Genomic DNA, 24207 nt, shown 5'->3' with positions numbered 1-24207 from the left:
TGGTGGCTATGGCGGGACTTGAACCTGCGACCCCAGCATTATGAGTGCTGTGCTCTAACCAGCTGAGCTACATAGCCTTGTGAACGACGCTTTGCGTTGTTAACGGCGCGTATTATGCGTATCAGACCCAATAGCGTCAACCGTTTTTTTGCCAAAAAACCGCAAAAAAGTTTGTTTGTGCAGTTTGTGTACGCGATGCTGGCTGTTTGTTCAATATGCTTGTTTGCTTTATGTGCAATTGCCGATTTTGGTTAATGAAAGGTTTAGTTTTTAGCCTTTGCATTTATGCGGCTTGAAATATTCATTATTGCTTAATTGAAGATGTGGTGAGCCAGTTAGTAAGATATTGGGTTTAAATGGATGAAGTATAAGGAAGTGAGTGGGGCTGAAAGTAAACCAAGTCTCGTTTAGCTAGGTTAGGGGCTGGCTAAAATCTAAAGTACAGCAGCTTGAAAGTGAAGTTTGTAGGATAGAGCGCGCTGGCTAATGCGGTGAGGTAAGTTTGAAATTTGCTGGCGCTAATAAAAAAGCCAACTCGAGGTTGGCTTTTTTGAAGGGTTTGGGCTTATACGTTAAATAAGAAGTGAATCACATCACCATCTTTTACCACATAAGTTTTACCTTCTTGGCGCCATTTACCCGCTACCTTGGCTCCAGACTCACCTTTATGTTCGATGTAGTCATCGTAGCCAACGACTTCAGCGCGAATGTAGCCTTTTTCAAAGTCGGTATGAATCTTACCAGCAGCTTGTGGGCCAGTAGCACCAACAGGTACTGTCCATGCGCGAACTTCTTTTACACCCGCGGTGAAGTAGGTTTGTAGATCAAGTAGCTCGTAACCGGCGCGAATAACGCGGTTTAGGCCAGGCTCTTCTAAGCCCATCTCGTCCATAAACTCAGCTTTTTCGTCAGCGTCTAGTTCGGCAATTTCGCTTTCAATTTCGGCACAAACCGCCACCACAACTGCATTTTCTGCCGCTGCAATTTCTTTTACTTTATCTAAGTAAGGGTTGTTTTCAAAACCGTCATCGTTAACGTTGGCGATGTACATCGTTGGCTTAGCAGTTAAGAAGTTCATGTAAGCAATGGCTGCTTGTTCTTCTTTGCTTAAGTCTAAGCTACGTAGCATTAAATCTGCTTCTAAGTGCGCTTGCACTTTTACTAAAATTTCGGCTTCAAACTTGGCGTCTTTGTCGCCACCTTTGGCCTTCTTAGCGACTCGGATCTGAGCTTTTTCACAGGTATCTAAATCAGACAGCGCTAACTCAGTGTTAATGGTGTCGATATCTTCTGCTGGGTCTACTTTACCCGCTACGTGAACGATGTTGTCGTTTTCGAAACAACGCACTACGTGACCGATTGCATCGGTTTCGCGAATGTTCGCTAGGAATTTATTCCCTAAGCCTTCGCCTTTAGATGCGCCCGCTACCAAACCTGCAATGTCTACAAATTCCATGGTGGTAGGAAGAATACGTTGTGGGTTCACAATGGCTGCCAGGGCGTCTAAACGCGTATCTGGAACAGGTACTACGCCAGTGTTTGGCTCAATAGTACAAAATGGAAAGTTAGCAGCTTCAATGCCGGCTTGCGTCAGAGCGTTAAAAAGGGTCGACTTGCCTACGTTTGGCAAACCAACGATGCCACATTTAAATCCCATAATAATACCTATTTGTTTAAGGGGCTTAGCCCGCTTTGTAACTATGTAATCGATTCATTGCTTTGCTTAAACCATCTTTAAGCAAAATATCGGTACTGCGCACCGCTTCATCAATTGCATCATCAATCAGTTCTTGGTCGGCTTTAGGTGCTTTACCTAAGACATAACCTGAAACACGGTCTTTGTGACCGGGATGTCCAATACCTATCCGCAAACGATGAAAATCTTTGTTATTGCCAAATTTACTGATGATGTCGCGAAGCCCATTGTGACCACCATGACCACCACCTTTTTTGAAGCGCGCTACGCCCGGCGGCATATCAAGTTCGTCGTGAGCAACCATAATTTGCTCAAGCTCTATGCGATAAAATTTAGCTAAAGAAGCAACAGATTTGCCGCTTAAATTCATAAACGTTGTGGGGATTAACAAACGTAACTCTTGATCGGCGAGTTGAATACGGCCGGTGAGTCCGAAATGTTTACTGTCTGGTTTTAATTGGACGTGATGATTATTGGCTAGCTGAGTCACTAACCAGGCGCCAGCATTGTGGCGAGTTGAAGCATATTCGGGGCCTGGATTACCCAGGCCCACGAGTAAACGAATATCGTTTATCACTATTCTTCAGTAGCTACTTCTTCAGAATCAGATTCAGATTCAGGAGCTTCTTCAGCCACAGCTTTAGGCGTAGTAATAGATACTACAGCTTGGTCGTGGTTTTCACCTTTAGCTAATTCAACTGATGTTACGTTAGCAGGTAGAGTGATGTCAGAGATGTGTAGAGAGTTACCTAGTTCTAGGTTAGCTACGTCTACTTCGATGTACTCTGGAAGATCTTTAGCTAGACAGCTAACTTCGATCTCTGTTGCCAAGTGATGTACTTTACCGCCATTCTTAACTGCTTCTGCTGACTCTTCGTTTAAGAAGTGTAGAGGAACTGCTTTGTGGATAGCTTTAGTATTGTCAACACGTTGGAAGTCAATGTGTTGTACACGTGGTTTAAATGCATGACGCTGCATGTCTTTTACTAATACGTCTACGGCTTCACCAGCAACATTCAAAGTGATGATGCTTGAGTAAAACGCTTCAGCTTCTTGCGCTTTCATCACGTGACGTTGTGCAAGAGTGATTGATACAGGATCTTTACCAGCACCGTATACGATAGCAGGAACTTTTTCTTCGTGACGTAGGCGGCGGCTCGCACCTTTCCCTAGGTCTGTACGCAGTTCAGCGTCAAGTTTAATGTTAGACATTTGTGTTTCTCCAAATAAAAAAATGAGGCTAAAGTTTCGCGACCAAACTCTAACCAGTACCTTGTTGAACAGTGAAAAAGTGACTAGCACTGACCCACTTCAATTCAAAAGGCGCGGCATTCTACCATTGGCGTTTTTGAAAGCCAATAAAAAAGCGCGGTAATTCACATTACCGCGCTTTTTAAAATCTTTCGCTGAATGTTACTTAGAACATTGCTGAGATTGACTCTTCGTTACTGACGCGACGAATTGCTTCTGCAAGCATTGGCGCTAGAGATAGTTGACGAACTTTCTCTACGTTGCGCATTTCATCGGCTAGCGGAATAGAGTCAGTAATAATTACTTCATCTAAGGCTGACTCTGTAATGTTTTGCGCAGCGTTACCCGAGAATACTGGGTGAGTAGCATAAGCAAATACGCGCTTAGCGCCTTTAGCTTTAAGTGCTGCTGCTGCCTGACACAAGGTACCGCCAGTATCAATCATGTCATCAACCATGATGCAGTCACGACCATCAACGTCACCGATGATATTCATTACTTGCGCTACGTTGGCACGTGGACGACGTTTGTCGATAATAGCCAGGTCACTGTCGTTAAGCATTTTAGCCACGGCGCGAGCACGTACAACACCACCAATATCAGGTGATACTACTACTGGAGACTCTAGGTTTTTGTCTAGCATGTCTTGCAGTAATACAGGGCTACCAAAAGCGTTGTCTACTGGTACGTCGAAGAAACCTTGAATTTGTTCGGCGTGAAGATCAACAGTAAGTACGCGGTCAACACCTACACTCGATAGGAAGTCTGCTACTACTTTCGCAGTAATTGGCACACGTGCACTACGTGGACGACGGTCTTGACGAGCATAACCAAAGTAGGGAATTACCGCAGTAATACGACCCGCAGAGGCACGACGTAGAGCATCAACGATTACAATCAGCTCCATGACGTTGTCGTTAGTTGGAGCGCAAGTGGATTGGACAACAAAAATGTCTCCACCACGAACGTTTTCGTTGATTTGTACACTAATCTCGCCATCACTGAATCTACCTACTGAAATATCACCTAGGGTGGTATAGAGGCGATCAGCAATACGCTGGGCAAGTTCGGGCGTGGCGTTACCGGCGAAGAGTTTCATGTCTGGCACGATGGAAACCTCAGATTTATCGGGTCAATAGAGCGTTACGTTTTTTAAGAACCTAAGAATGAAATTTCTTAAGCTCCTGCGGTGTTTTCGAGTGTTTTTTCGTTTTTCAACTGCTCATGTAAGGGCGATTGATTACAGGCTTTACACACAAAACCAGAAACATTTTTAGGGCGTTTTTCTAGCACTGACAAGGCTTCACGCTCTGTATCAAAGGCGGCAAAAACACAAGAACCTGTTCCTGTCATCCTCGACGGCGCGTATTCTAACAACCAGCTAAGAGCTTGTGCAACCTCCGGATAAACTTTAGCCACAATTTCTTGGCAATCATTTTGCCAATCACTGTTAACTAATTGTTGCCAGCTTCGCTTTGCGGTGTTTCTTGGTAGGAGAGGGTGACCAAATACACTTTCTGTAGAAACATGCACTTGCGGATGCAAAACCACATACCATGGTTCTGCTACAACTACGTTTTGTAGTTGTTCTCCCACGCCTTCGGCAAACGCACTATGACCATGAATAAAAATAGGCACATCGGCGCCAAGTTGCAAACCTAAAGTGGCTAGTTGATCGAGGCTTAAGTTGCATTTCCACAAGTGGTTAAGCACCAGTAAGGTGGTTGCGGCATTTGACGAGCCGCCACCAATTCCGCCGCCCATTGGCAAGTGTTTATCTAGGGTAATACTTACCCCTTGTTGAATATGACTATATTGCTGCAAAAGGCGGGCGGCTTTCACCACCAAGTTGTCTTCCGCCGGAAAATCTAATTGGCTGTTTAACTCAATGCTGCCCGATTGATTTGGCGTGAAATAAAGCTGATCGCAGCAATCAATAAATTGAAACAAGGTTTGTAAGTCATGGTAGCCATTGTCACGTTGGCCAGTGATGTATAAAAAGAGATTAAGTTTGGCGGGTGATAACCACGGGCCACTAGTTGCTTGTTGAGTCATTAATCTGCCATTTATGAATATTGAGTTTTAGTAAATTATCGGTCGAGCGCATCTCTAATTGGCGGGGCAGGGTATGCGTATTGTATTGGGCGTAATTAATATAGCTAATTTCCCACTGTTCATCGGTGGTAAAACCTGCCAAACGGTGTTGAGGGTTTAGCTGGTAGTCATTTTGAGTGGGTATGCCCAGTAGCCAATTAGGGAGTTGTTCAACAGGAACCTGCCAGCCAGTGAGCCGGTGAACTAACAATTGCGCATCTTTACCTGAGTATTCTTCGTCTTTGGTTTTTACCCATACTTTTCCAGGTTGGTAGTGCAGCTCTATACCTTGTATTCCTAAGGGGCCGTTAATTCTTAAAATGCTTTTGTCGCCTTGCTGTTGCCAATAAAGATTGGCCGCTTGGCGTGAGGCGTCACTAATAAACGCTATTTTGCCGCTCAATTGCCAGTTGTTTAAGCGATTGAGATCGGCTAAATGGCTATCCCATTCACTGTTTTCAGTGCTAATAGGTGGCGCAATGGTACAAGCGGTTAAGCTCATCGCAAAGATGATGATAAAAACGAGTTGGCGCACAGTGATTCCGACTTTTTTTTGCAGTATAAAAGTTCAAGGTGCTTGCTGTAAATTGCTTATCAGCAAAGATGTGTCGCTAATTGAGATTAAATTTAGTGCATCAAGCGCTGCTTAACGTGCGAGTTTCTTTTATTTAAGTCCACATTCCCGTACAATTTGTGTTTTTACCCCATTAGGAAACGGCGCTGCAAAGCCCCCCACAACGATGACTCTGCAAGTCTTAGGTATTAATCACAAATCGGCTCCCGTCGGCTTGCGCGAAAAAGTCGCGTTTAGCCCTGAGCAGGTCAACCATGCGTTGAGTCACGCTAGTACTCAGCTTGGTGTGGAAATGGTGATTGTATCTACCTGTAACCGAACCGAGCTATATTGCAATTTAGGCGATGTAGATTGCCAAGCGGTTGTGCAATGGTTAATTAACTACAAGCAGTTATCAGAGCAAGAGGTTAAGCCCTGTTTATATCAATATGAGCAGCAGCAAGCCGTAGCGCATTTAATGCGTGTGGCCAGTGGCTTAGATTCTCTTATATTGGGTGAGCCGCAAATTTTAGGGCAAATTAAACAAGCCTATACCGAATCTCGTGAAGCAGGCGCGGTGGGCAGCGTATTGGAGCGTTTCTTCCAGCGAGCGTTCTCGGTTGCGAAACAAGTGAGAACCGATACTGATATAGGCGTGAATGCTGTTTCAGTGGCGTTTGCTGCGGTGAGCTTAGCGAAACAAATTTTTGATGACATTAGCCAGTCTAAAGTCATGTTAGTAGGCGCTGGTGAAACCATTGAGCTAGTGGCTAAACATTTGGTTGACCAAGGTGTAAATAAGTTAATCGTGGCCAACCGTACGGTATCTCGGGCTAAAACCTTGGGTGATAAGTTTGGTGCAGAGGTGATTACACTGAACGAAATCCCACAGCACTTGGCGGCTTCAGACATCGTGATTAGTTCTACCGCCAGTCCTTTACCCATTATTGGTAAAGGTATGGTGGAAACCGCGTTAAAGAAACGTCGTTTTCAACCGATGTTTTTGGTGGATATTGCAGTACCACGCGATATTGAAGAACAAGTAGGTGATTTGCGTGATGCTTACTTGTACACAGTAGATGATTTACAAGGCATTGTTGAACAGAATATGGCCTCGCGCCGAGAAGCTGCTGAACAAGCTGAATTTATTGTTAGTGCTCAAAGTGAAGACTTTATGGCTTGGTTACGCTCGTTAGAGTCGGTTACCACCATTCGTGATTACCGCAGCCATAGCGAGCGAGTTCGTGATGCCGCAGTAGAGAAAGCTATGGAGTCTTTAGCCAACGGTAAAGACCCCGCAACAGTGATTCGCGAAACCGCCTTCCAACTCACCAACAAGTTGATTCACGCCCCTACCGAAGCCATTAATAAGGCTGGCCGCGATGGCCGTCTCGAAGAGCTGGCAGTAATACGAGAGGCTATAGGCCTAAGAAAATAACCCATTTGTGGTCGATGTTTCGTTGCTAGCTAAAGCCGACGGAATATTGCGTTTATAGAGAGAAAGCATGAAAGCGTCAATTATAACAAAACTTGAAACCCTGAAAGAGCGTTACCAAGAGGTTCAAGTATTACTCGGCGAACCAGAAATTATTTCTGATCAAACTCGCTTTAGAGGCCTGACAAAAGAATATTCGCAGTTAGAAGAAGTGGTAAATTGCTTTACTGCTTATCAGCAAGCTCAAGAAAACTTTGAGTCGGCTAACGAGATGATGCAAGACGACGACCCAGAAATGCGTGAGATGGCTGAGATGGAAGCCTCTGAAGCTAAAGAAAGCATGGCAACCTTGTCGGATGACTTGCAGTTATTGTTATTGCCTCGTGACCCGAACGATTCTCGCAGCGTATTTTTAGAGATTCGTGCAGGCGCCGGTGGAGATGAAGCGGCTATTTTTGCAGGTAACTTATTCCGCATGTACAGCAAGTTTTCAGAGCAGCAGGGCTGGCGTATGTCGGTCATGTCGGCTAACGAAAGTGAGCAAGGCGGTTACAAAGAAATGATCGCTAAAATTGACGGCGAAGATGTATTCCGCTTAATGAAGTTTGAATCTGGTGGTCACCGGGTTCAACGGGTACCAGAAACTGAATCGCAAGGCCGTATTCATACTTCTGCCTGTACCGTTGCTGTATTACCAGAGATTCCAGAAGCTGAGCAAATTGAGATTAACACCGGTGATTTACGGGTTGATACCTTCCGAGCCTCTGGCGCGGGTGGTCAGCACGTTAACAAAACCGACTCAGCCATTCGATTGACTCACTTACCTACAGGCGTAGTGGTGGAATGTCAGGAAGAGCGCTCACAGCATAAAAACCGTGCCAAAGCGATGTCGGTACTGTCGGCCCGCTTGCAAGCTTTAGAAGACGATAAACGTCGCGCAGAAGAAACCAGCATGCGTCGTGAATTGGTTGCCAGTGGTGATCGTAGTGAACGTATTCGTACATATAACTACCCACAAGGTCGCGTGAGCGATCACCGTATCAACCTTACCTTGTACCGTTTAAGCGATATATTGGAAGGTGAGTTACTGGCCTTACTTGACCCTATTCTACAAGAGTTCCAAGCTGATCAACTGGCGGCATTAGCAGAAGGTGAAGGCTAAATTGCCGAGTATTGCCCAGGCTCAAGAGTGGGCCAAGCAAGCTCTAGCGGGAGGCGAGTCACCGAAGGTTGATGCTAAGGTGATTTTGCAGCACGTATTGCAATGTGAGCAAGCATATTTGCTCACTTGGCCTGAGCGAACGTTAACGGCCGAGCAGTGGCAGAATTATCAACAACTGGTGGCCAAACGCCTAGCGGGTGAGCCAGTGGCTTATATTGTTGGCTCACGCGAGTTTTGGTCGTTAGCCTTAAAAGTCTCTCCTGCAACCTTGATCCCGCGCCCAGATACTGAAGTTTTAGTTGAACAAAGCCTAAAGAAACTCATTAATCACGCCGATACTAAAATAGTCGACTTAGGAACCGGCACTGGAGCAATTGCTCTTGCGCTTGCCAGCGAATTACCGCAAGCGAGTGTATATGCCAGTGATTTACGAGACGAAGCCGCAGCATTGGCGAAAGAGAATGCTGCGCTGTTAAAGCTTGCTAATGTAGAGGTTAGGCAAGGTTCTTGGTTTGCCCCTTTTAGTGAGCAAAAATTTGATTTGGTGGTGAGTAATCCACCTTATATTGACCCACAAGACCCACACTTGTCGCAAGGCGATGTGCGCTTTGAGCCTAGCTCAGCGCTTACCGCAGAGCAGCATGGCTTGGCCGATATTCAACATATTGTTGAACAAGCACCATGCTACTTAAAAAGTGATGGTTGGTTAATGTTAGAACATGGTTACGACCAAAAAACGGCGGTTCAGCAGCTTTTAATACAAGCTGGGTTCAAAGATGTATTTACTGAGCAAGACTATGGCGGAATGGATCGCGTAAGCGGTGGCCGGTTTAGTGGCTAATGTGGTTCTGGATTAGCGCTGCCAGTAAAAGAATAAAGTAAGGAAAGAAAACGAGTGATTTTTCGCATTTTAGGTATTGAAGAAGAGATCACTGGGCAGTCCTTTGCGTTGGTTCGTAAAACCTTGCATAGGCTGTGGTTAGATTGGCTCAAACTCAACCCATTAGAAGACACGGTTGAGCTTCGATTTGAACAGCTCAAAACGCTTTTTTATAAAGACTTGGGCTTCAGCAGTGATTGGCAGTCTTACTATCATAGTAAGAACTGGTTGATTAGTGATGCCTTGAGTCGGCGTTGTGGTAATGGCACTAGTTTAGCGGTGTTACTGCATTACTTTGCCCGTAAACTCGATATTGAATGTCACGCCTTAGCTTTTCCGGCACAAACAATTTTGGCGGTAAAGCTGACCGATAGATTTATCTATTTTGATGCCTTTGCGGGTGAGCAAAAAAGCTTAAGCCAACTTGAAGTGATTCATCGCGGACATAAAGGCAACTTGGCTCGATTACTCAGTGATAACTTAGAACCGATTAGTTCTTCACAAGTAACAGAGCGCTGGCTGGGCGAATTAAAGAGTGCCTGTTTACGCGAAGATGAGTTTGAGAAGGCGTTGCGGGTTTCCCAAGTGTTACTACGCTTAAAGCCTGGTGACCCCCACGAAATGCGTGACAGAGGGTTTATCTACCAACAACTCGATTGCAATAGCGTTGCAATTAATGACTTTGAATATTTTATTGAACAGTGTCCCGACGACCCATTGTCGAAGATACTAAAGGTGCAAATCCACTCCATGGATTCGCAACCTGCCATTTTGCATTAAGAGGAATAGCATGCAGCAGAAAACCGTTAATATTGGCGCAATCCCCGTAGCCAATAACGCGCCATTTACTTTGTTTGCCGGAATGAACGTATTAGAGTCTCGTGAATTAGCGATGCGTATTGCTGAGCATTTTGTTGAAGTAACCAGCAAGTTAGGTATTCCTTACGTATTTAAAGCGTCGTTTGATAAAGCAAACCGTTCATCAGTGCATTCTTACCGTGGCCCAGGCATGGAGCAGGGCTTACGTTTGTTAGAAGAGATTAAGCAGCAGTTCTCTATTCCGGTGATTACCGACGTACATGAAATAGCACAAGCTGCTCCAGTTGCTGAAGTGGCAGACGTTATTCAACTACCTGCCTTTTTAGCACGCCAAACCGACTTGGTTGAAGCAATGGCTAAAACGGGCGCGGTAATTAACGTAAAGAAACCTCAGTTTTTAAGCCCGTCACAAATGGGCAATATTGTTGATAAGTTTGCTGAGTGCGGCAATGACAAGATCATTCTGTGTGAACGTGGCAGTAACTTTGGTTACGACAACCTGGTGGTTGATACACTAGGTTTTGGTACCATGAAAAAAGTTAGTAATGGTTCGCCAGTTATTTTTGATGTTACCCACGCGCTACAGTGTCGCGATCCATTAGGTGCTGCCTCTGGTGGTCGCCGTGAGCAAGTTGGCGAGTTGGCTAAAGCTGGTATGGCTACCGGGCTGGCTGGATTGTTTTTAGAGGCACATCCAGATCCAGATAATGCACAATGTGACGGACCAAGTGCATTGCCCTTGTCGAAGCTAGAGCCATTTTTAACGCAGATTAAAGCCTTGGATGATTTGGTGAAATCTTTCGACGTTTTAGATACTCATTCAAAATAAGAAATTTGTCGATAATGGCAACTTTCGGTTTCCCTAATCTACTTCTCTTGCTAGGGTAAACAACATTAACAGGGCTGAAAGTCGCTATTTTTCAGCCCTTAGCTCAACAAGAAAAATGGAAGTGATATGTTAATTAAAGCCTTGCGCACCGGGTGTATGTTAGTGACTTTTGGTTACCTTAGCGCTTGTGCCAGCACTTCAAGTCAAGCTCCGCAAACGGTGGTATTAGCCACACCTTTACAAGTTAATTATCAATCTGAAGTCGCTCTAGCGCGTCTCGGACAAATGCTTAACTCTGGTGAATACAATCAAGACCAAATGGCGCAGCTTTATTACGAGCGCGGCATTGTATTTGACCGCGTTGGGCTGCGAGCCTTAGCACGCTTCGATTTTAACCGGGCTATTCAGCTAAAGCCTGACTTTGTAGAAGCCTACAATTTCTTAGGTGTTTATTTCACCTTAGCCGAAGAGTTTGATAGCGCATTTGAAGCTTTTGACTCGGCGGTAGAGCTGGCACCAAATTATAGCTTTGCTTATTTCTATCGTGGAATTGCGCTTAATTATGCCAACAAACCTGAGTTGGCCATCGTTGATGTAAAACACTATGCAGACCAAGCACCTAATGACCCTTACCGTGTGTTGTGGCGCTACCTTATTCAGCTTGAAGCCGGTGAAGAAGGCGCAGCTGCAGAGCTAAGCGAAGCCTTAGAAACGTATCAAAATGAAGATTGGGGTTGGGAAATTGTTCGTTTGTACGCTGGCGAAATCACTCAACAAGAGTTTCTACGCAGCACCATGGATGTAGAGGGTGACAACCGCGCTTTGGCTGAGCGTTTATGTGAAGCTTATTTCTACATGGCTAAATTAGCCCAGCGCGCTGGCGACCCACAGTTGGCAAGCAGTTACTTCAAATTATCGTTAGCCAACAACGTGTATGATTTTGTAGAACACCGTTTGGCCTTGTTTGAACTAAACCGTTATGAGAGCCAGATTTAACTCGCTCTCATCACGATTAGATTTGGTTTAATCTTGCTGGCGAATGCCAGCAATTTGGTGCCAGTAGCCGTTAACGCTGTCGGGAGTGGGGAAAGGTTCGCTGGTTTCTGTGCGACGTCGAAAAGCTTCTAAGTGTTCAATACTCTCTTCACCTAGTGGACTAATCCGCACTATATCAACTAAACCCTGCATGCTTTGTTGGTCGTTAATTAAGTCGTAGCAATCACCAGAAAGCGTTTGAATACCGTTAAGTACAAACAGTGGCTGGCCTTCTTGGCTGTCTACTCGACGACCGTTAGGGTAGTTAATACAGCAGGTTTCGCAGTTGTCTTTGCTCTTGCCTTCAGACTGTGCAGTGAAGCAACGCGCGGAATAGGCTAGTGGCAAATGCCCATAAGCAAAAACCTCTATTTCAAAGCGTTCACGAATACCCATTTCAGTACACTCGTCACTGAGCTTTTGTAACCAATCTCTCGATAGCTCAACTGGCATTACCCAGCGTTGCATGCCTTGGTCTAGCAATACTTTTAAGGCATAAGCGTTGTAAATGTTAATGGCAGGGCCACAAACAAATGGTAATTTAGCTTTATGGGCTTCTTCGATAGCGCTGAAATCATTGGCTTCAATGATAAAGTCACCGTTATCAATCAGCTTTTTTAAGTTACGGATCTCAGACGGTGCCTCTAGCAAGGCCATGGTAGAAATCGCGACTTGCTTACCTGCTTGGTTCAGCTGTTTTGCCAGGTCTATCCAATCTTGTGCTTTCATGTTGCGACGTTTGCTACAAACGGTTTCGCCAAGGTAGATAATGTCTGCGCTACTGGCTTTAGCCAAGTGGTAAAACTCTTCAATTTTATGGTTTGGCCAATAATACAAAATTGGCCCAAGTGCATACTTCATAATGTACCTATTTCTATTGCCAAGCTTTGTGATAAGCGCCTAAGGTAGTTTGGCTGCCTTCAGACAGTTTCGCTAATTGGCTCATCCATTGATTTTTTGCTGCATACTGCTCAGGGTCACGCTGATAGCTATCAATAGCTTCACGCCACACTTGAGTCACTTGCGCGACATAGGCTGGGCTGCGTTGCCGGCCTTCAATTTTTACTGCAGAGATATTGGCAGAAAACAGTTCTGGCAATAATTCGAGGGTATTTAGGCTAGTAGGTTCTTCAAGCGCATGATAACGGTGGCCATCTACATCGAAACGGCCCTTACACAGCGTTGGATAACCAGCTGTTTCATTGGGCCCGTAGCGGTCAATTAGAATGTCATTCAGGCGAGATTCTAAGCCTTGTTCGGTTTCTTGCCAGCGAACAAAAGAAGCTGGTGAACAGGCTCCAACCGTATTTGGTGATTCGCCAGTTAAATACGATGACAAATAACAACGTCCTTCTGCCATGACACACAAGCTGCCAAAAGCGAATACTTCAAGCTCCATATCTGGGCAAGCTCTAGAAAGTTGCTTAACTTGGTGTATCGATAGTACGCGTGGCAATACCACCCGTTTTACGTTGAAGTTACGTTGATAGAATGCAATTGCCGAGGCATTAGTGGCCGAGGCCTGCACCGATAAATGTACCGTTAAATTAGGATGACGCTGTTTAGCATATTCCAGTAAAGCAATGTCGGCCAAAATCACCACATCGGCACCAATCTCAACGGCGCGATCAATGGCTGCAAACCATAGGTGGTGTTGCTGAGGGTGAGCAAAGGTGTTGATTGCTACGTGCAATTGGCGCTGGCGGCTTTTTAGGTAATCAACGGCTTTATCTAGTTTTTTGCCTTCGAAGTTTAAACCCGCAAAGTGGCGTGCGTTAGTGGCATCTTTAAAACCGATATAAATGGCATCGGCGCCGTGGTCTACCGCTGCTTTCACTGCAGGTAATGAGCCGGCAGGACAAAGTAATTCCATATGTCGCTCTACTAGAGATTTTTTGTCATTCTACTGGGCTTAGTTCTATTGGATATTGACTCAGCGCAGCTTTGCGCTAAGCAAACTTGAGTAAACTGAGCCACTTATATACGTTGATTTTATTTTTATGAGGTAACTAAGTGCTTACTCGCTTGAAACGGTCTTTAGTGAAAGAAATGCCAAGGGTATTGAGTTTACCTGCCAAATATTGCCCTTTTTCTTTACAAAGTTTAGTGATAGAAAAAGCCTTAGCAGTATCCTTTGCCGAGGCCATTGAAGACGGTGATTTGGACTTTCTAGAACAGCGCTATTTAAAGCTGACAGTGAGTGATTTAAACGCGAGTTGGTACATCACTTTTAGCCAGCAAAAATTGCAGGTACAAGCCAAAGCTGACACTGTTGATGTGAGTTTTTCCGGTGAGTTAAATGACTTTGTGTTGATGATGGGGCGTCAAGAAGATCCTGATACGCTTTTTTTCCAACGCCGATTGAAAATAGAAGGCGATACAGAGTTAGGTCTAGAGCTTAAAAATCTCTTGGATAACTTAGACATTGATGACTTGCCTAACTGGGTAAAAACAGCGCTTACTCAGAGTGCTGAATTAGTGGCGGAATACCAGCCTGCATAGACCCAAAATAACAAAACTGCAATCACTTAAGTGATTGCTATGTCTCGAATTATAAGCCCATTTTAGGCGCAAACAGCTTCATTTGAACTACACTCAATGCAGGGTGGATGAAGAAGAGGTTTGCATGCGAGTTGGGTTGCTGCTTTTATGTCTATTAGGGCAAGGCGCTAGCGCAGTCGATATAAGTTTTTTGTACTATCGAGAACAAGGTAGCGCTACCTTCCGAGCGCTGCTTGAAGAGTTTTCTCGTGACCATAACCATCAAGTTACGTTATACCAAATTACCTCAGAAAGTTTAAAACCCTCTTTAATAAAATCAGTACTGCAAGGTACTGCGGCCGATGTGGTTTTTGCCCCTTCAGACTTCGTAGGTATTGCCGAACAAGGCAAATTTTCTGAGGTACCGCAGGCGCTCATTAGCCAGAAAACTAATGCCGAAATTCAACTCACTGCCAGCATCGATAATACGCTTTACGGTATTCCCATTTTACAGGGGAATCACCTCATGTTGTTTTACAATCGCCAGTTAGTGAAAGAACCAATAACGACTTGGCAGTCTTTGTTAGAGCAAAAAAATCAGTTTGATGAGGCTGGCGTGGCAGCCATTGGTTGGAACTATTCTGAGATGTATTGGTTTGCGGGCTTTTACAATACTTTTGGTGGGCGAATGACTCGCGGAAAATTGGTGACCTTAAACGATCCACCAATGAATGATGCGCTTAATTTTTACAAAAGCTTGGCTACCCGAGGGTTGGTGAGCTCTGAGTGTACCTACGACTGTGGATACAAAGATTTTATCGAAGGTAAAGTAGCGTATGCAATAAACGGTGAGTGGGCAGTCGCTGATTTTGAGAAGCACTTAGGGGATGACTTAGGTATTGCGTTGATTCCCAATATTGGCAAGAAAGCCTTTCGACCGTTGTCTTCTAGCTTAGTGTTAGTGTTTCCTGATAACAGTTTAGATGGCCCCAAAGCCGAGGCGCTTAAGCAATTAAGTGTATTTTTGCAAAGCGAAAAGGTTCAGCGCGTACTTTACGAAAAGGCGCGTTTCTTACCGGTAGATAGCCAACTAATTAGTGAAATAAAAGCAAACTCTGATGAAAACGAAAGCGCAATGCTGGCTCAACTAGAGTTAGCGGTACCGATGTCGGCCGAGGCAGCACAAGGTAGTGCTTGGATTGGCTTGCGTAAGGGATTTGAGTTATTTAATAAAGGCGTCATTGATGCAAATAAAGCTGGAGAATATATGCAGCAATATGCCGAAAGAGATTATGGACAGCATCTAAAAAATGAGAATTAAGGCCAACCAACTTAGAACCATTTTAGCGCTTAGTATTTTACTTGGAGCCTTGTTGCCCAGTACGCTTATTGGCTCGTTCATGCTCAAGCAAATTGCTGAGCAAGATCAACAGGCTATTACTCAAACCTTGTATTTAAAAGCTAATAACATTGCCCAAAACATTCAGCACAGGGTGCGCCAATTACTATTAGATTTGCAAAGTTTGGCGCAGGTAAATGATGTTGTATTAACACCCACCTCAGCAATTTTTGGTTTCCATTCTAATCAGCTAATAACTGAGGTACTGCAACAAAACGATTGGGCCTCAGCGATTTATATTGTTGATTTAGATGGCCGAATTATTGAAGGTGCGCCACTTCAAGCTGAAATTCTAGATCTAAAAGCGCATTTACCTGCAGTTCGCAGGCTCAATCAGTTGGTCAAGCAAGGTAGCAATAACGCGGTGGTAGAAGTATATCAAGACGCCGAGTTTGCCCAATTAGTAGAAAATGGAGAGGCGATAGATAGTGATTCGGGCTTGTTGCTGATGCAACCTTTAGTACAGAAAAACTTAAACGCGATAGAGAACAGCCAACAGGTGGGGGCATTGTTGGTTTTTGTGCCGATGCAATCGCTATGGAAAGAAGCTGAGTCGAGGATTTCTCAGCACGGAAGTTTAGAGCTATTTCACTCGCAGCGTTTGTTATTTAAAGGCACTAAAGGCGAAGAACCGATTCGTAGATTTTACATAGATGTAGACTTAGATTTGAGTAATATGTCGGAGCCCTTGTCGCTATCACTCAGTGCTGAAAGCCGCTCGTTTTGGGGCTTGTTGGTAGAGCGCCAATCTAATGTTGTAATTATCTTGTTGGTGATTTTTGTTTTGGTGGCGATCATCGCGCTAATGCTAACTCGGCGTATTGTGGATCCTTTAGAGCACCTTAGTCGTTTAGTGGCTAATTATTCAGAAGGCCGCTACGACAGCAAAGCGCCGTCGTTGGCCTATGAAGAGTTCAATCAAGTGGGTAGTTTACTTAATAGCATGGCGGAGAGAGTGACTCGAGATCAGGAACAACTGGAGCAACGAGTTACCGAGCGAACTTATGAGCTCGAGCAAGCAAATCATACCCTACAAGATACATTGGGTAAGTTAAACGATACCCAATTAGAACTGGTGGAAAAAGAGAAAATGGCTGCCTTGGGTGGCTTGGTAGCCGGAATGGCTCACGAACTTAACACCCCCTTAGGAGTGGGAATTACTGCGGCCTCTCAATTAGTGAGTAACTTTCAAACGATAGGGCAAAGCTTAGAAAGTGGAACCTTAGCCCGCTCAGACTTAGAAGCGTTGATACGCCAAGGGGCAGAGGGCGGTGAATTACTTGAAAGCAGCTTGCAGCGCTCGGCAGCCTTAGTTAATACCTTTAAGGCCTTGGCTGGCAGCGACATTGATGCCAGTTTGCAGCGACTAAATCTAAAAACATGGTTGGAGCAACAGCTACAAATGTTTTTGCAGCCTTTTTCGGAGCGACAAATTCAGTTGTCTATTTCTGGCGCAAATCCAAATATGTTGCTCAATCAGCGCGCAGTAGAATTGGTATTTTCTTGTCTAATTGATAACTCAATTCAACATGGTTTTTCTAGCCAAACCTTCCCGCATATTAAAGTGGATATTAGCGCCTCACATGAGACAGTGGAAATTGTTTATCAAGACAATGGAACAGGCGTGCAAGCCGAAGATATAAACCTCATCTTTAATCCTTTTTATACAACTGGGCGTAGCTCTGGCAATGTGGGCTTAGGGTTAAATCAAGTATATAACTTGGTGCATCAACACTTACTTGGCAGCGTAGAGAGTTTTACCGCGGAGCCGCAGGGTTTGGGGTTCAAAATCAATTTGCCTAGAGAATATGGTAAGTAGTTGAATGTAAGGTGCTTTCCTCTTAGCCTTTTTGAGGCCAAGTAACGATCTTTCCATTATCAAAAATAGTCCCTGACTGGGCGACCTGCAGTGATATAAAAATGTTGTTTAGCGCAATATGACTGTGCTGATGAATGAGCTTAGCTAGCAAGCTTAATAGCTGCTGCTGGCGCTTCTCACTGTGTACATCGGGTACGATCAATTCTGCAATGAGAGGGGGTTGATGAACGTGTTGTTGCATATGTACTTGCTTGTTAACGAAATAGTGCCCCGGCTGAATGTATTGCCAGTCAAGGCTAATATGCTCTAGTTGAATCTTGGCCTGCTGGGCAAAGTCTTTGGCCAGTTTGTTCAAAAGCGCTGGCATATCTACTGATTCGGGCAGTGCTAGGGAGCGAATATGCACAATTGGCATTAACAACTTCTCCGTTTACGAGTTAAGCAATACGCTTAGCCTAACTCATTGGCTAAATTGTTCAAATTGTTGTTGAATTTGTTTATATAGCTCACCGGTCCATTCGGGTAAATGATCTGGTACTGGGAATAAGGATAAAAGTCGTGGATCGTGAGGGGCAATGACCACTTTACTGTTGTTGGGGCCAATTCTCTCCACCAGTACAAACAAGTCTTCGATGTTTTGGTCACCCATGGCTAAACAGCCTACCGATGAGGTTTTACCGTGGATAAAAATATTGGAGCCGGGCTGGTGGCGCTGTTCTAGTTTAGCTTTCTCTAAATCAAAACTATTGGGATAGTTTAGCTTCATCGAAAGGTGGAATTTGCTATTTGGATTTAAAGCGTTTATTTCGTAAATCCCTTCGGGCACTTGTAAGTCGCCTTCACGCAGTTTTGGGCCTGCAGTGCCACTGGCATGCCTAATCCAATAGGTATGTATATACTTAAACCCCTCTCCACTGTCTGCCCAAAGTTCCAGTCGGCGTGACCGTTTGCTGGCTAACAAGGTTATTTTTTGTGGAGGGTAGTCCACTTTAGCGGCAACAAATAGCGGTAATAGCCGCTTTAGACTATCGTTATGGTAAGTCTTAATCACTTGTTTAATAGAGCGTTTACCTGCGGCAGTCGGCTGGCTTTCATGCCAAGCTGAGGCATGTAGAGAAGCGCTGCAAAAACTGAGTAACATTGCGCAGCACAGTCGATAAAAACTCAAAGGCTAATACTCTATCGAATAAGTGAGTGAGAAGTGTACTTGTACTTAATGAGAAGTGCTATAGCTGGCCAGTTTGCAATGGCATTATCGCCATTATCATCAAAGGCCGTTAGCCTAAAGAGGACATTTGTTTGCTCAATATTAAGCCTTTTGTCTTTGCTATGTTGTTGCTTTCCAGTACGCCCCTTTATGCCCATACTTTGGAAGAGTTGCGGTATTACAGCGAAGAATTTTTTCCTTACAACTTTACTGAGCAAGAACAGGTAAGTGGTTTTTCTGTTGAGCTCTTAGCGTTAGTCTTTAAGCAACTTGGTAGCCCAATGCCAAAGGTAGAAATGGTGCCTTGGGCACGTGGCTATTCTATTTTGCAGCAACAGAGCTATACGGTGTTGTTCTCCACAATTAAAACTCATCAACGTAAAGACTACTTTAAGTGGGCTTGCCCGATTAACTCTGCCAAAGGCCAGTTTTATGGCTTGTCTGATAGTAAATTGAAGATTTCCCAACTGAGTGATGCTGCGAGCTATAAAATTGCAGTGATTAAAGGGCAAGCAATAGACGGTTACTTAAGTAACACCGAGTTAAAAGACAATCTGCACAGACTAAAAACCGTTGAGCAAGCGTTTAAGTTGTTAGCCTTACGCAGAGTCGATTTAATTGCGCTTGCCGAGCAAAGCGTAGTGGGGCATGAATCAAGTTTTAAACCCATTTATCGCTTATTTGAACACCAATATTGTTTTGCCTTTAATCGCTCAATTAGCCAGCTAGAGTTACAACGCTTTCAACAAGCCTTAGCGCAGGTACGTGAATCTGCCGAGTTCGCCGCTCTTTTTAAAAAGTACTTTGAATAGCGTTATTTACCATTTGCAACTTTAGTCGAATAGCTATGTTAATAGCTTGTTAATTCAAGCCGTGATGTCTAGGATGAAAATTCATTAAAATCATTGCGATTTCATAATCAACACCGTGTTTGGCTCGAGTTGTATCTGGGCTGCTTACTAAGGAGAGTAAAACCATGCGTAACTGGCTTGGCAAGGTCGCGTTAATCGCGAGTGCATTATCTTTTTCAGTACACGCTGACACAGGCACTAATTACCTGTTAGCAACAGCCAGTACTGGCGGTACTTATTACCCAGTGGGTGTGGCGTTAGCCACCTTAACGAAGGTGAAAATTCAACCCAAGCACAAAGTGAGTGTTTCGGCGATTAACTCTGCAGGCTCTGGCGAGAACATTAAGCTGTTGCGCGACAAAGAAGCACAGTTTGCCATTTTACAAGGTTTGTATGGTTCATATGCGGTAAATGGTACTGGACCTTTGGAGAAGGAAGGCAAGCAAACTCACCTTCGTTCTATCACTATGTTGTGGCAAAACGTTGAGCAATTTGTGGTGAAAAAGGAGCACGCTAAAAACGGTGATTTAAGTGATTTACTGGCGTTGACGGGTAGCAAAGTGGCTTTAGGTAAAAAGAACTCGGGCACCATTGGTTCTAATCGTTTTTTACTGAGTAATCTTGGTGTGGATATAGATAAGCAAATGGAGCTGTTTTCAGCAGGTTATGGTCCATCAGCAGAAGCCCTGCAAAATGGCCAAGTTGAAGGCATTAATACTCCTGCTGGTGCACCTACTGGCGCGGTAACCAAGTTGTTTGCAGCTGCTGCAGCGGATGTTATGCCCCTAGCGGTGACTGATGAACAGATGGAAAAGGCCAATGGTGGTTTAGGTTTATGGACCCGTTATGTTATCCCTGCCGGTACTTATCCAAATCTAAGCGAAGATTGGAATACTATGGCGCAGCCCAACTTTCTGGCAGTACACGCTGATGTAGATGAAGAGTTTGTTTACCTGCTCACCAAAACCGTTTACGAAAACTTAGGCTTTTTGCAAGCCATTCATAAAGCGACTAACGCTATGGCCTTAGACAAAGCGCTTGCCGGTTTGCCCGCTCCGCTACATCCAGGCGCTGCTCGTTACTACCGCGAAGCAGGCTTAGATATTCCAGATCACCTTGTTGCCAACTAGTTAGCGTGGCTTAAAGCCTAGGCGTAGTGCCTAGGTTTTTTCTTTTTAGATTCTTCTACCTTCAGGATCCTTAAGCATGCAGTGGAACGCCGTACCTGACAGTATTCGTCAGGAAATTGAAGATACCCGTGCTGTACCCGTGGTTTATGGTTTGGGTATTGTAATTAGCCTCGCTCATGTTTATTTCAATATCTTTGCCGACATCGCAGTGCTACAACAGAACATCTTACACTTCGCAGGTTTTGTACTGTTATGTGGCCTACTTAAGCCGTTAACAGACAATATATTTGTTTCATTGCTCGATAAGGTATGGGTGTTAGCGATTGCGCTATCTGCTGTTTATTTACTGTTTGCTGAAGACCTAATCTATGAGCGTGGAGTGCGCTTAGTCGCTTTAGATTGGTTATGCGGCACGGTAGTGATACTCGGTGCTATCGATATGACTCGCCGAGCAACCGGTTGGGTTATCCCTATTTTAATTGTAACCGCGATTTCTTATTTAGCATGGTGGGGTAATTTTGTTCCTGGGGTATTTCAGTTTAAAGGTCTTAGTTTAGAAACGCTTTTGTTTAGAAGTATTTATGGTGATGATGCTATTTTTGGCAATGTTGCTCGAATTTCGGCCAGCTTTGTATTTATGTTTATTTTGTTTGGTGCGTTCTTACTACGATCTGGGGCCGGTGACTTTGTCATTCACCTATCTAAAAGCATTGCGAGTCGCTTAGTAGGAGGGCCGGGCATTGTTGCTATTATTGCATCGGGGTTAACCGGGACTATCTCAGGTAGTGCTGTGGCCAATACCGCATCAACTGGTGTAGTTACCATTCCACTGATGAAAAATGCCGGCTTTAGCCCTCGATTTGCTGCAGCAGTAGAAGCATCAGCCTCAACTGGTGGGCAAATTGTTCCGCCAATTATGGGGGCAGGGGCTTTTGTTATGGCCAGTTATACTCAGATCCCTTACAGCACTATTGTTATGGTGAGTATTTTGCCCGCGATACTCTACTTCGCCTCGTTAGTGTTTTATGTGCGCACCGAGTCTTACAAGGCCGGGCTTACCCGCACCATGGAAAAGGCACCACCGCTGTTGCCAATGGTGATGCGCGAAGGTTTGTCGTTTATTGTGCCTGTTACCCTGCTGATTGTGTTGTTAGTGATGGGGTACACACCCACCTATGCCGCGGTAATCGCCATCATCGCTGTTATTGTTAGCTCTTGGTTTACCCCCAATAAAATGGGCTTTCGGGCTATTGCCGATGCTTTTGCGCTGGGTTCTCGAAATATGGTGGTCACGGCGGTATTGCTTTGCTCTGTAGGCTTAATCGTTAACGTTATTGCCACTGCTGGTATAGGCAATACATTTTCTCTGATGATTACCGAGTGGTCGGGTGGCAGCTTACTTATTGCTTTGTTACTGGTGGCTATTGCTTCCTTGGTATTAGGCATGGGGTTGCCTGTTACCGCCTCATACATTGTGCTGGCTACTTTGTCTGCACCAGCTTTACTACAACTTATGGCTAATGCTGAGTTAGTAAATGTATTGAGCTCTGGCAGCATCAGTGCAGAAGTTCAAGCAGTGTTAATGCTGGTGGGCGTTAGCCCTGAGCAAGGCAGTTTAAGTTTGGCTGAAGCGCAGAACGTTATTGCGCAAATGCCAGACGAAATGATGGCCTTATTGCGTCCGATGCTGCTTGATGAGGCGACTATTTCAATGTTGCTGTTAGCATCCCACTTAGTCATTTTTTGGTTATCACAAGACAGTAATGTTACGCCGCCAGTATGTTTATGTACGTTTACCGCAGCCGCTATTGCTAAATCCCCCCCAATGGCTACTGGCTTTACCTCTTGGAAGATTGCCAAGGGTTTATACATTATTCCGCTATTGTTTGCTTATACGCCACTTGCTCACGGTAACTGGCTAGCTGCGCTGCAAGTGTTTGGGTTTGCTTTACCCGGTTTATATGCTTTTACCTTGGTGATGCAAGGCTGGCAGAAGCGCAAGTTGGCGCATTGGGAGAGGGCATTAATGGCCTGTATAGCATTAGTGCTGCTTTGCCCATTGGCGCTGCAATGGCAGATTATCGCCTTGGCCGTTTTAGCGATAGCCATGGTTTACTTTAGCCGAAGTTCGCAACCCGTAGTGAGTGCTTAGCATGATGTTTTTATTGATTTAATCATGAAAAGTTTCATTGAAAAAACGTGCTAGTCGATGCGCTTCACAGTTTGTTATATGTTTTAGGTGCAAGCGGGAGCGTGACTGGCAAGTGCGCATAAACGGGTTAAGATAAACCTTTATTAGACTTATCAAAGAGAGCGAACATGACAGATCGCGCGTTTAATTGGGGGCTCATCGCTCCTGGTCGTATTGCCCGTAATTTTGCTGAAGCTTTAGCTGTAGTTCCTAACGCTGAGTTATATGCGGTGGCGAGTTCAAACTTAGTGCGAGCTCAAGCATTCGCTGATGAGTTTTCTGGCCAACATGCCTATGATGATTACCAGCGCTTAGCCGAAGATCCAAATGTAGATGCTATTTACATTGCCAATCCCCATCGATTTCATTTTGACAGCATTAAAATGTGCCTAGAGGCTGGCAAGCCGGTGCTGTGTGAAAAACCTCTCACAGTAAACGCCGCGCAAACTCAAGCCTTGGTTGATATCGCTGAGCAGAACAAGGTGTTTTTGATGGAAGCCTTATGGACGCGTTTCCAGCCTGCTTGGCAACAGGTTCGCCGTTGGTTAGATGAGCAATTGATTGGTGATATTAAGCTAGTGAGTTCTAGCTTTGGTTTTAACATTCCGCGTGATGATAATGATCGCTTACTAAATATCGACTTAGCGGGTGGCTGTTTACTGGATATGGGCGTGTACAACGTGTCGATGTCCCAGTTTGTTATGCAAAGCAATCCGACTAAAATTCTAGCCGATGGCATTGTCGGTGAAACGGGTGTTGACGAGCGTAACTCGGTGATAATGAATTACGGTAACGCGGCCAGTCAGTTTACCTGCAACTTTCTGGCTACCACCGAAAATGATTTTACGATTTATGGGACTAAGGGTTCTATTAGAGTGCCAAACATGTTCTGGGTAGGTACTAAAGCTAGCTTGCGTGTTGATGGTCAAGCTGAGCAGATGCTTGATTTCCCATTTAAGGCCTCTGGATTCGAGTATCAGATTGAAGAAGTGATGCAATGTGTTGCGGCAGGCAAGTTACAAAGTGAAGTCATGGGTTGGCAAGACAGTATTGCTACGATGCAAATAATGGATGAAATCCGTGCTCAAGTTGGCGTTCGTTATCCGTTTTTAGGTGAATAAAAGGTACTAATTAAATCTTTGGGTTAAGGCTAAGCATTTGCTAGTTGACCTAAAAAAGACGAGGACTGGCGAATAATTCAACGAGCAGAGAAAAACTTACGCTTAATTGACTGAATTGCGAGCGGTTAAACGGTTTTAGTCTTTACATTCTAAATTCATATACGTAATATTCACACCGCTGCGGAGGGGTGGCAGAGTGGTCGAATGCACCGGTCTTGAAAACCGGCAAGGGTTAATAGCCCTTCGAGAGTTCA

At 44.7% G+C, this 24207-nt stretch carries 23 protein-coding genes and 1 tRNA gene; 13 read left to right on the top strand and 11 right to left on the bottom strand.

Annotation, left to right across the window (positions count from 1 at the left end):
* The 7 genes from Q4592_RS21505 to lolB form a co-directional block, all read right to left on the bottom strand.
* A tRNA-Met gene (locus Q4592_RS21505) sits at positions 1–77 on the bottom strand.
* A gap of 488 nt (positions 78–565) precedes the next feature.
* A complete protein-coding gene (gene ychF / locus Q4592_RS21500) occupies positions 566–1657 on the bottom strand; it encodes a redox-regulated ATPase YchF (RefSeq protein ID WP_137671528.1) in 1092 nt (363 codons plus the stop codon).
* 25 nt (positions 1658–1682) lie between these two features.
* Positions 1683–2273, bottom strand: coding sequence for an aminoacyl-tRNA hydrolase (pth, locus tag Q4592_RS21495; RefSeq protein WP_303516867.1), 591 nt, complete (start codon positions 2271–2273; stop codon positions 1683–1685).
* Positions 2273–2908 carry a 50S ribosomal protein L25/general stress protein Ctc gene (locus Q4592_RS21490; RefSeq protein WP_303516866.1) on the bottom strand — a complete coding sequence of 212 codons (636 nt, stop codon included), beginning with the start codon at positions 2906–2908 and terminating at the stop codon, positions 2273–2275. Before Q4592_RS21490 ends, pth begins: the two co-directional genes overlap by 1 nt.
* 205 nt (positions 2909–3113) lie before the next feature.
* Entirely contained in the window at positions 3114–4055 is a 942-nt protein-coding gene (locus Q4592_RS21485) for a ribose-phosphate pyrophosphokinase (protein ID WP_137671525.1), read from the bottom strand.
* A gap of 68 nt (positions 4056–4123) precedes the next feature.
* Positions 4124–5002: a 4-(cytidine 5'-diphospho)-2-C-methyl-D-erythritol kinase gene (ispE, locus tag Q4592_RS21480; protein WP_303516864.1), complete on the bottom strand. Its 879-nt coding sequence runs from the start codon at positions 5000–5002 to the stop codon at positions 4124–4126.
* Positions 4983–5576, bottom strand: coding sequence for a lipoprotein insertase outer membrane protein LolB (lolB, locus tag Q4592_RS21475; RefSeq protein ID WP_303516862.1), 594 nt, complete (start codon positions 5574–5576; stop codon positions 4983–4985). The genes ispE and lolB overlap by 20 nt, the downstream gene beginning before the upstream one ends.
* Before the next feature lie 205 nt (positions 5577–5781).
* Between lolB and hemA the strand changes: the two genes are divergently transcribed.
* The 6 genes from hemA (at position 5782) to nlpI (ending at position 11715) form a co-directional block, all read left to right on the top strand.
* A complete protein-coding gene (gene hemA, locus Q4592_RS21470; RefSeq protein WP_303516860.1) occupies positions 5782–7032 on the top strand; it encodes a glutamyl-tRNA reductase in 1251 nt (416 codons plus the stop codon).
* A gap of 67 nt (positions 7033–7099) precedes the next feature.
* Positions 7100–8191: a peptide chain release factor 1 gene (gene prfA, locus Q4592_RS21465; RefSeq protein ID WP_303516859.1), complete on the top strand. Its 1092-nt coding sequence runs from the start codon at positions 7100–7102 to the stop codon at positions 8189–8191.
* A 1-nt stretch (position 8192) separates the two neighbouring features.
* The gene (gene prmC / locus Q4592_RS21460) at positions 8193–9032 is read left to right on the top strand and encodes a peptide chain release factor N(5)-glutamine methyltransferase (RefSeq protein ID WP_303516857.1); all 840 of its coding nucleotides are present in this window, start codon (positions 8193–8195) and stop codon (positions 9030–9032) included.
* A 54-nt stretch (positions 9033–9086) separates the two neighbouring features.
* A complete protein-coding gene (locus Q4592_RS21455) occupies positions 9087–9851 on the top strand; it encodes a SirB1 family protein (RefSeq protein ID WP_137671519.1) in 765 nt (254 codons plus the stop codon).
* Positions 9852–9861: 10 nt separating this feature from the next.
* Positions 9862–10719: a 3-deoxy-8-phosphooctulonate synthase gene (kdsA, locus tag Q4592_RS21450; protein ID WP_137671518.1), complete on the top strand. Its 858-nt coding sequence runs from the start codon at positions 9862–9864 to the stop codon at positions 10717–10719.
* Between the two features lie 126 nt (positions 10720–10845).
* Entirely contained in the window at positions 10846–11715 is an 870-nt protein-coding gene (gene nlpI, locus Q4592_RS21445; RefSeq protein ID WP_137671517.1) for a lipoprotein NlpI, read from the top strand.
* Between the two features lie 27 nt (positions 11716–11742).
* Here the strand turns inward: nlpI and Q4592_RS21440 are convergent, their stop codons facing one another.
* Complete coding sequence (locus tag Q4592_RS21440; RefSeq protein ID WP_303516854.1) at positions 11743–12615, bottom strand: U32 family peptidase; 873 nt, start codon at positions 12613–12615, stop codon at positions 11743–11745.
* Between the two features lie 13 nt (positions 12616–12628).
* Entirely contained in the window at positions 12629–13627 is a 999-nt protein-coding gene (locus Q4592_RS21435; RefSeq protein WP_137671515.1) for a peptidase U32 family protein, read from the bottom strand.
* Between the two features lie 140 nt (positions 13628–13767).
* Between Q4592_RS21435 and Q4592_RS21430 the strand changes: the two genes are divergently transcribed.
* From Q4592_RS21430 to Q4592_RS21420, 3 genes are all read left to right on the top strand, one after another.
* Entirely contained in the window at positions 13768–14256 is a 489-nt protein-coding gene (locus Q4592_RS21430; RefSeq protein WP_303516852.1) for an SCP2 domain-containing protein, read from the top strand.
* Between the two features lie 124 nt (positions 14257–14380).
* Positions 14381–15556, top strand: a complete 1176-nt coding sequence (locus Q4592_RS21425) for an extracellular solute-binding protein (RefSeq protein WP_303516851.1) — start codon at positions 14381–14383, stop codon at positions 15554–15556.
* Positions 15546–17453, top strand: a complete 1908-nt coding sequence (locus Q4592_RS21420) for a sensor histidine kinase (protein WP_303516849.1) — start codon at positions 15546–15548, stop codon at positions 17451–17453. The genes Q4592_RS21425 and Q4592_RS21420 overlap by 11 nt, the downstream gene beginning before the upstream one ends.
* A gap of 22 nt (positions 17454–17475) precedes the next feature.
* On the opposite strand, the gene Q4592_RS21415 is transcribed toward Q4592_RS21420, so the two are convergent.
* Complete coding sequence (locus tag Q4592_RS21415) at positions 17476–17868, bottom strand: hypothetical protein (RefSeq protein WP_303516847.1); 393 nt, start codon at positions 17866–17868, stop codon at positions 17476–17478.
* 45 nt (positions 17869–17913) lie between these two features.
* Positions 17914–18594: a murein L,D-transpeptidase family protein gene (locus Q4592_RS21410; protein WP_303516845.1), complete on the bottom strand. Its 681-nt coding sequence runs from the start codon at positions 18592–18594 to the stop codon at positions 17914–17916.
* Between the two features lie 158 nt (positions 18595–18752).
* On the opposite strand from Q4592_RS21410, the gene Q4592_RS21405 reads away from it, so the two are divergent.
* From Q4592_RS21405 to Q4592_RS21390, 4 genes are all read left to right on the top strand, one after another.
* Positions 18753–19472, top strand: a complete 720-nt coding sequence (locus Q4592_RS21405) for an ABC transporter substrate-binding protein (protein ID WP_303516843.1) — start codon at positions 18753–18755, stop codon at positions 19470–19472.
* 164 nt (positions 19473–19636) lie between these two features.
* Entirely contained in the window at positions 19637–20641 is a 1005-nt protein-coding gene (locus Q4592_RS21400; protein ID WP_303516841.1) for a TAXI family TRAP transporter solute-binding subunit, read from the top strand.
* 76 nt (positions 20642–20717) lie between these two features.
* Positions 20718–22793, top strand: a complete 2076-nt coding sequence (locus Q4592_RS21395) for a TRAP transporter fused permease subunit (protein WP_303516839.1) — start codon at positions 20718–20720, stop codon at positions 22791–22793.
* Between the two features lie 167 nt (positions 22794–22960).
* Positions 22961–23953, top strand: a complete 993-nt coding sequence (locus Q4592_RS21390) for a Gfo/Idh/MocA family protein (protein ID WP_303516837.1) — start codon at positions 22961–22963, stop codon at positions 23951–23953.
* Positions 23954–24207 lie beyond the last annotated feature (254 nt).

This window comes from Agarivorans sp. 1_MG-2023 (assembly GCF_030548385.1).
Lineage (GTDB): Bacteria > Pseudomonadota > Gammaproteobacteria > Enterobacterales > Celerinatantimonadaceae > Agarivorans.
Note: the sequence above shows the minus strand (reverse complement) of the source record. Positions and strands in the feature narration are given on the sequence as shown.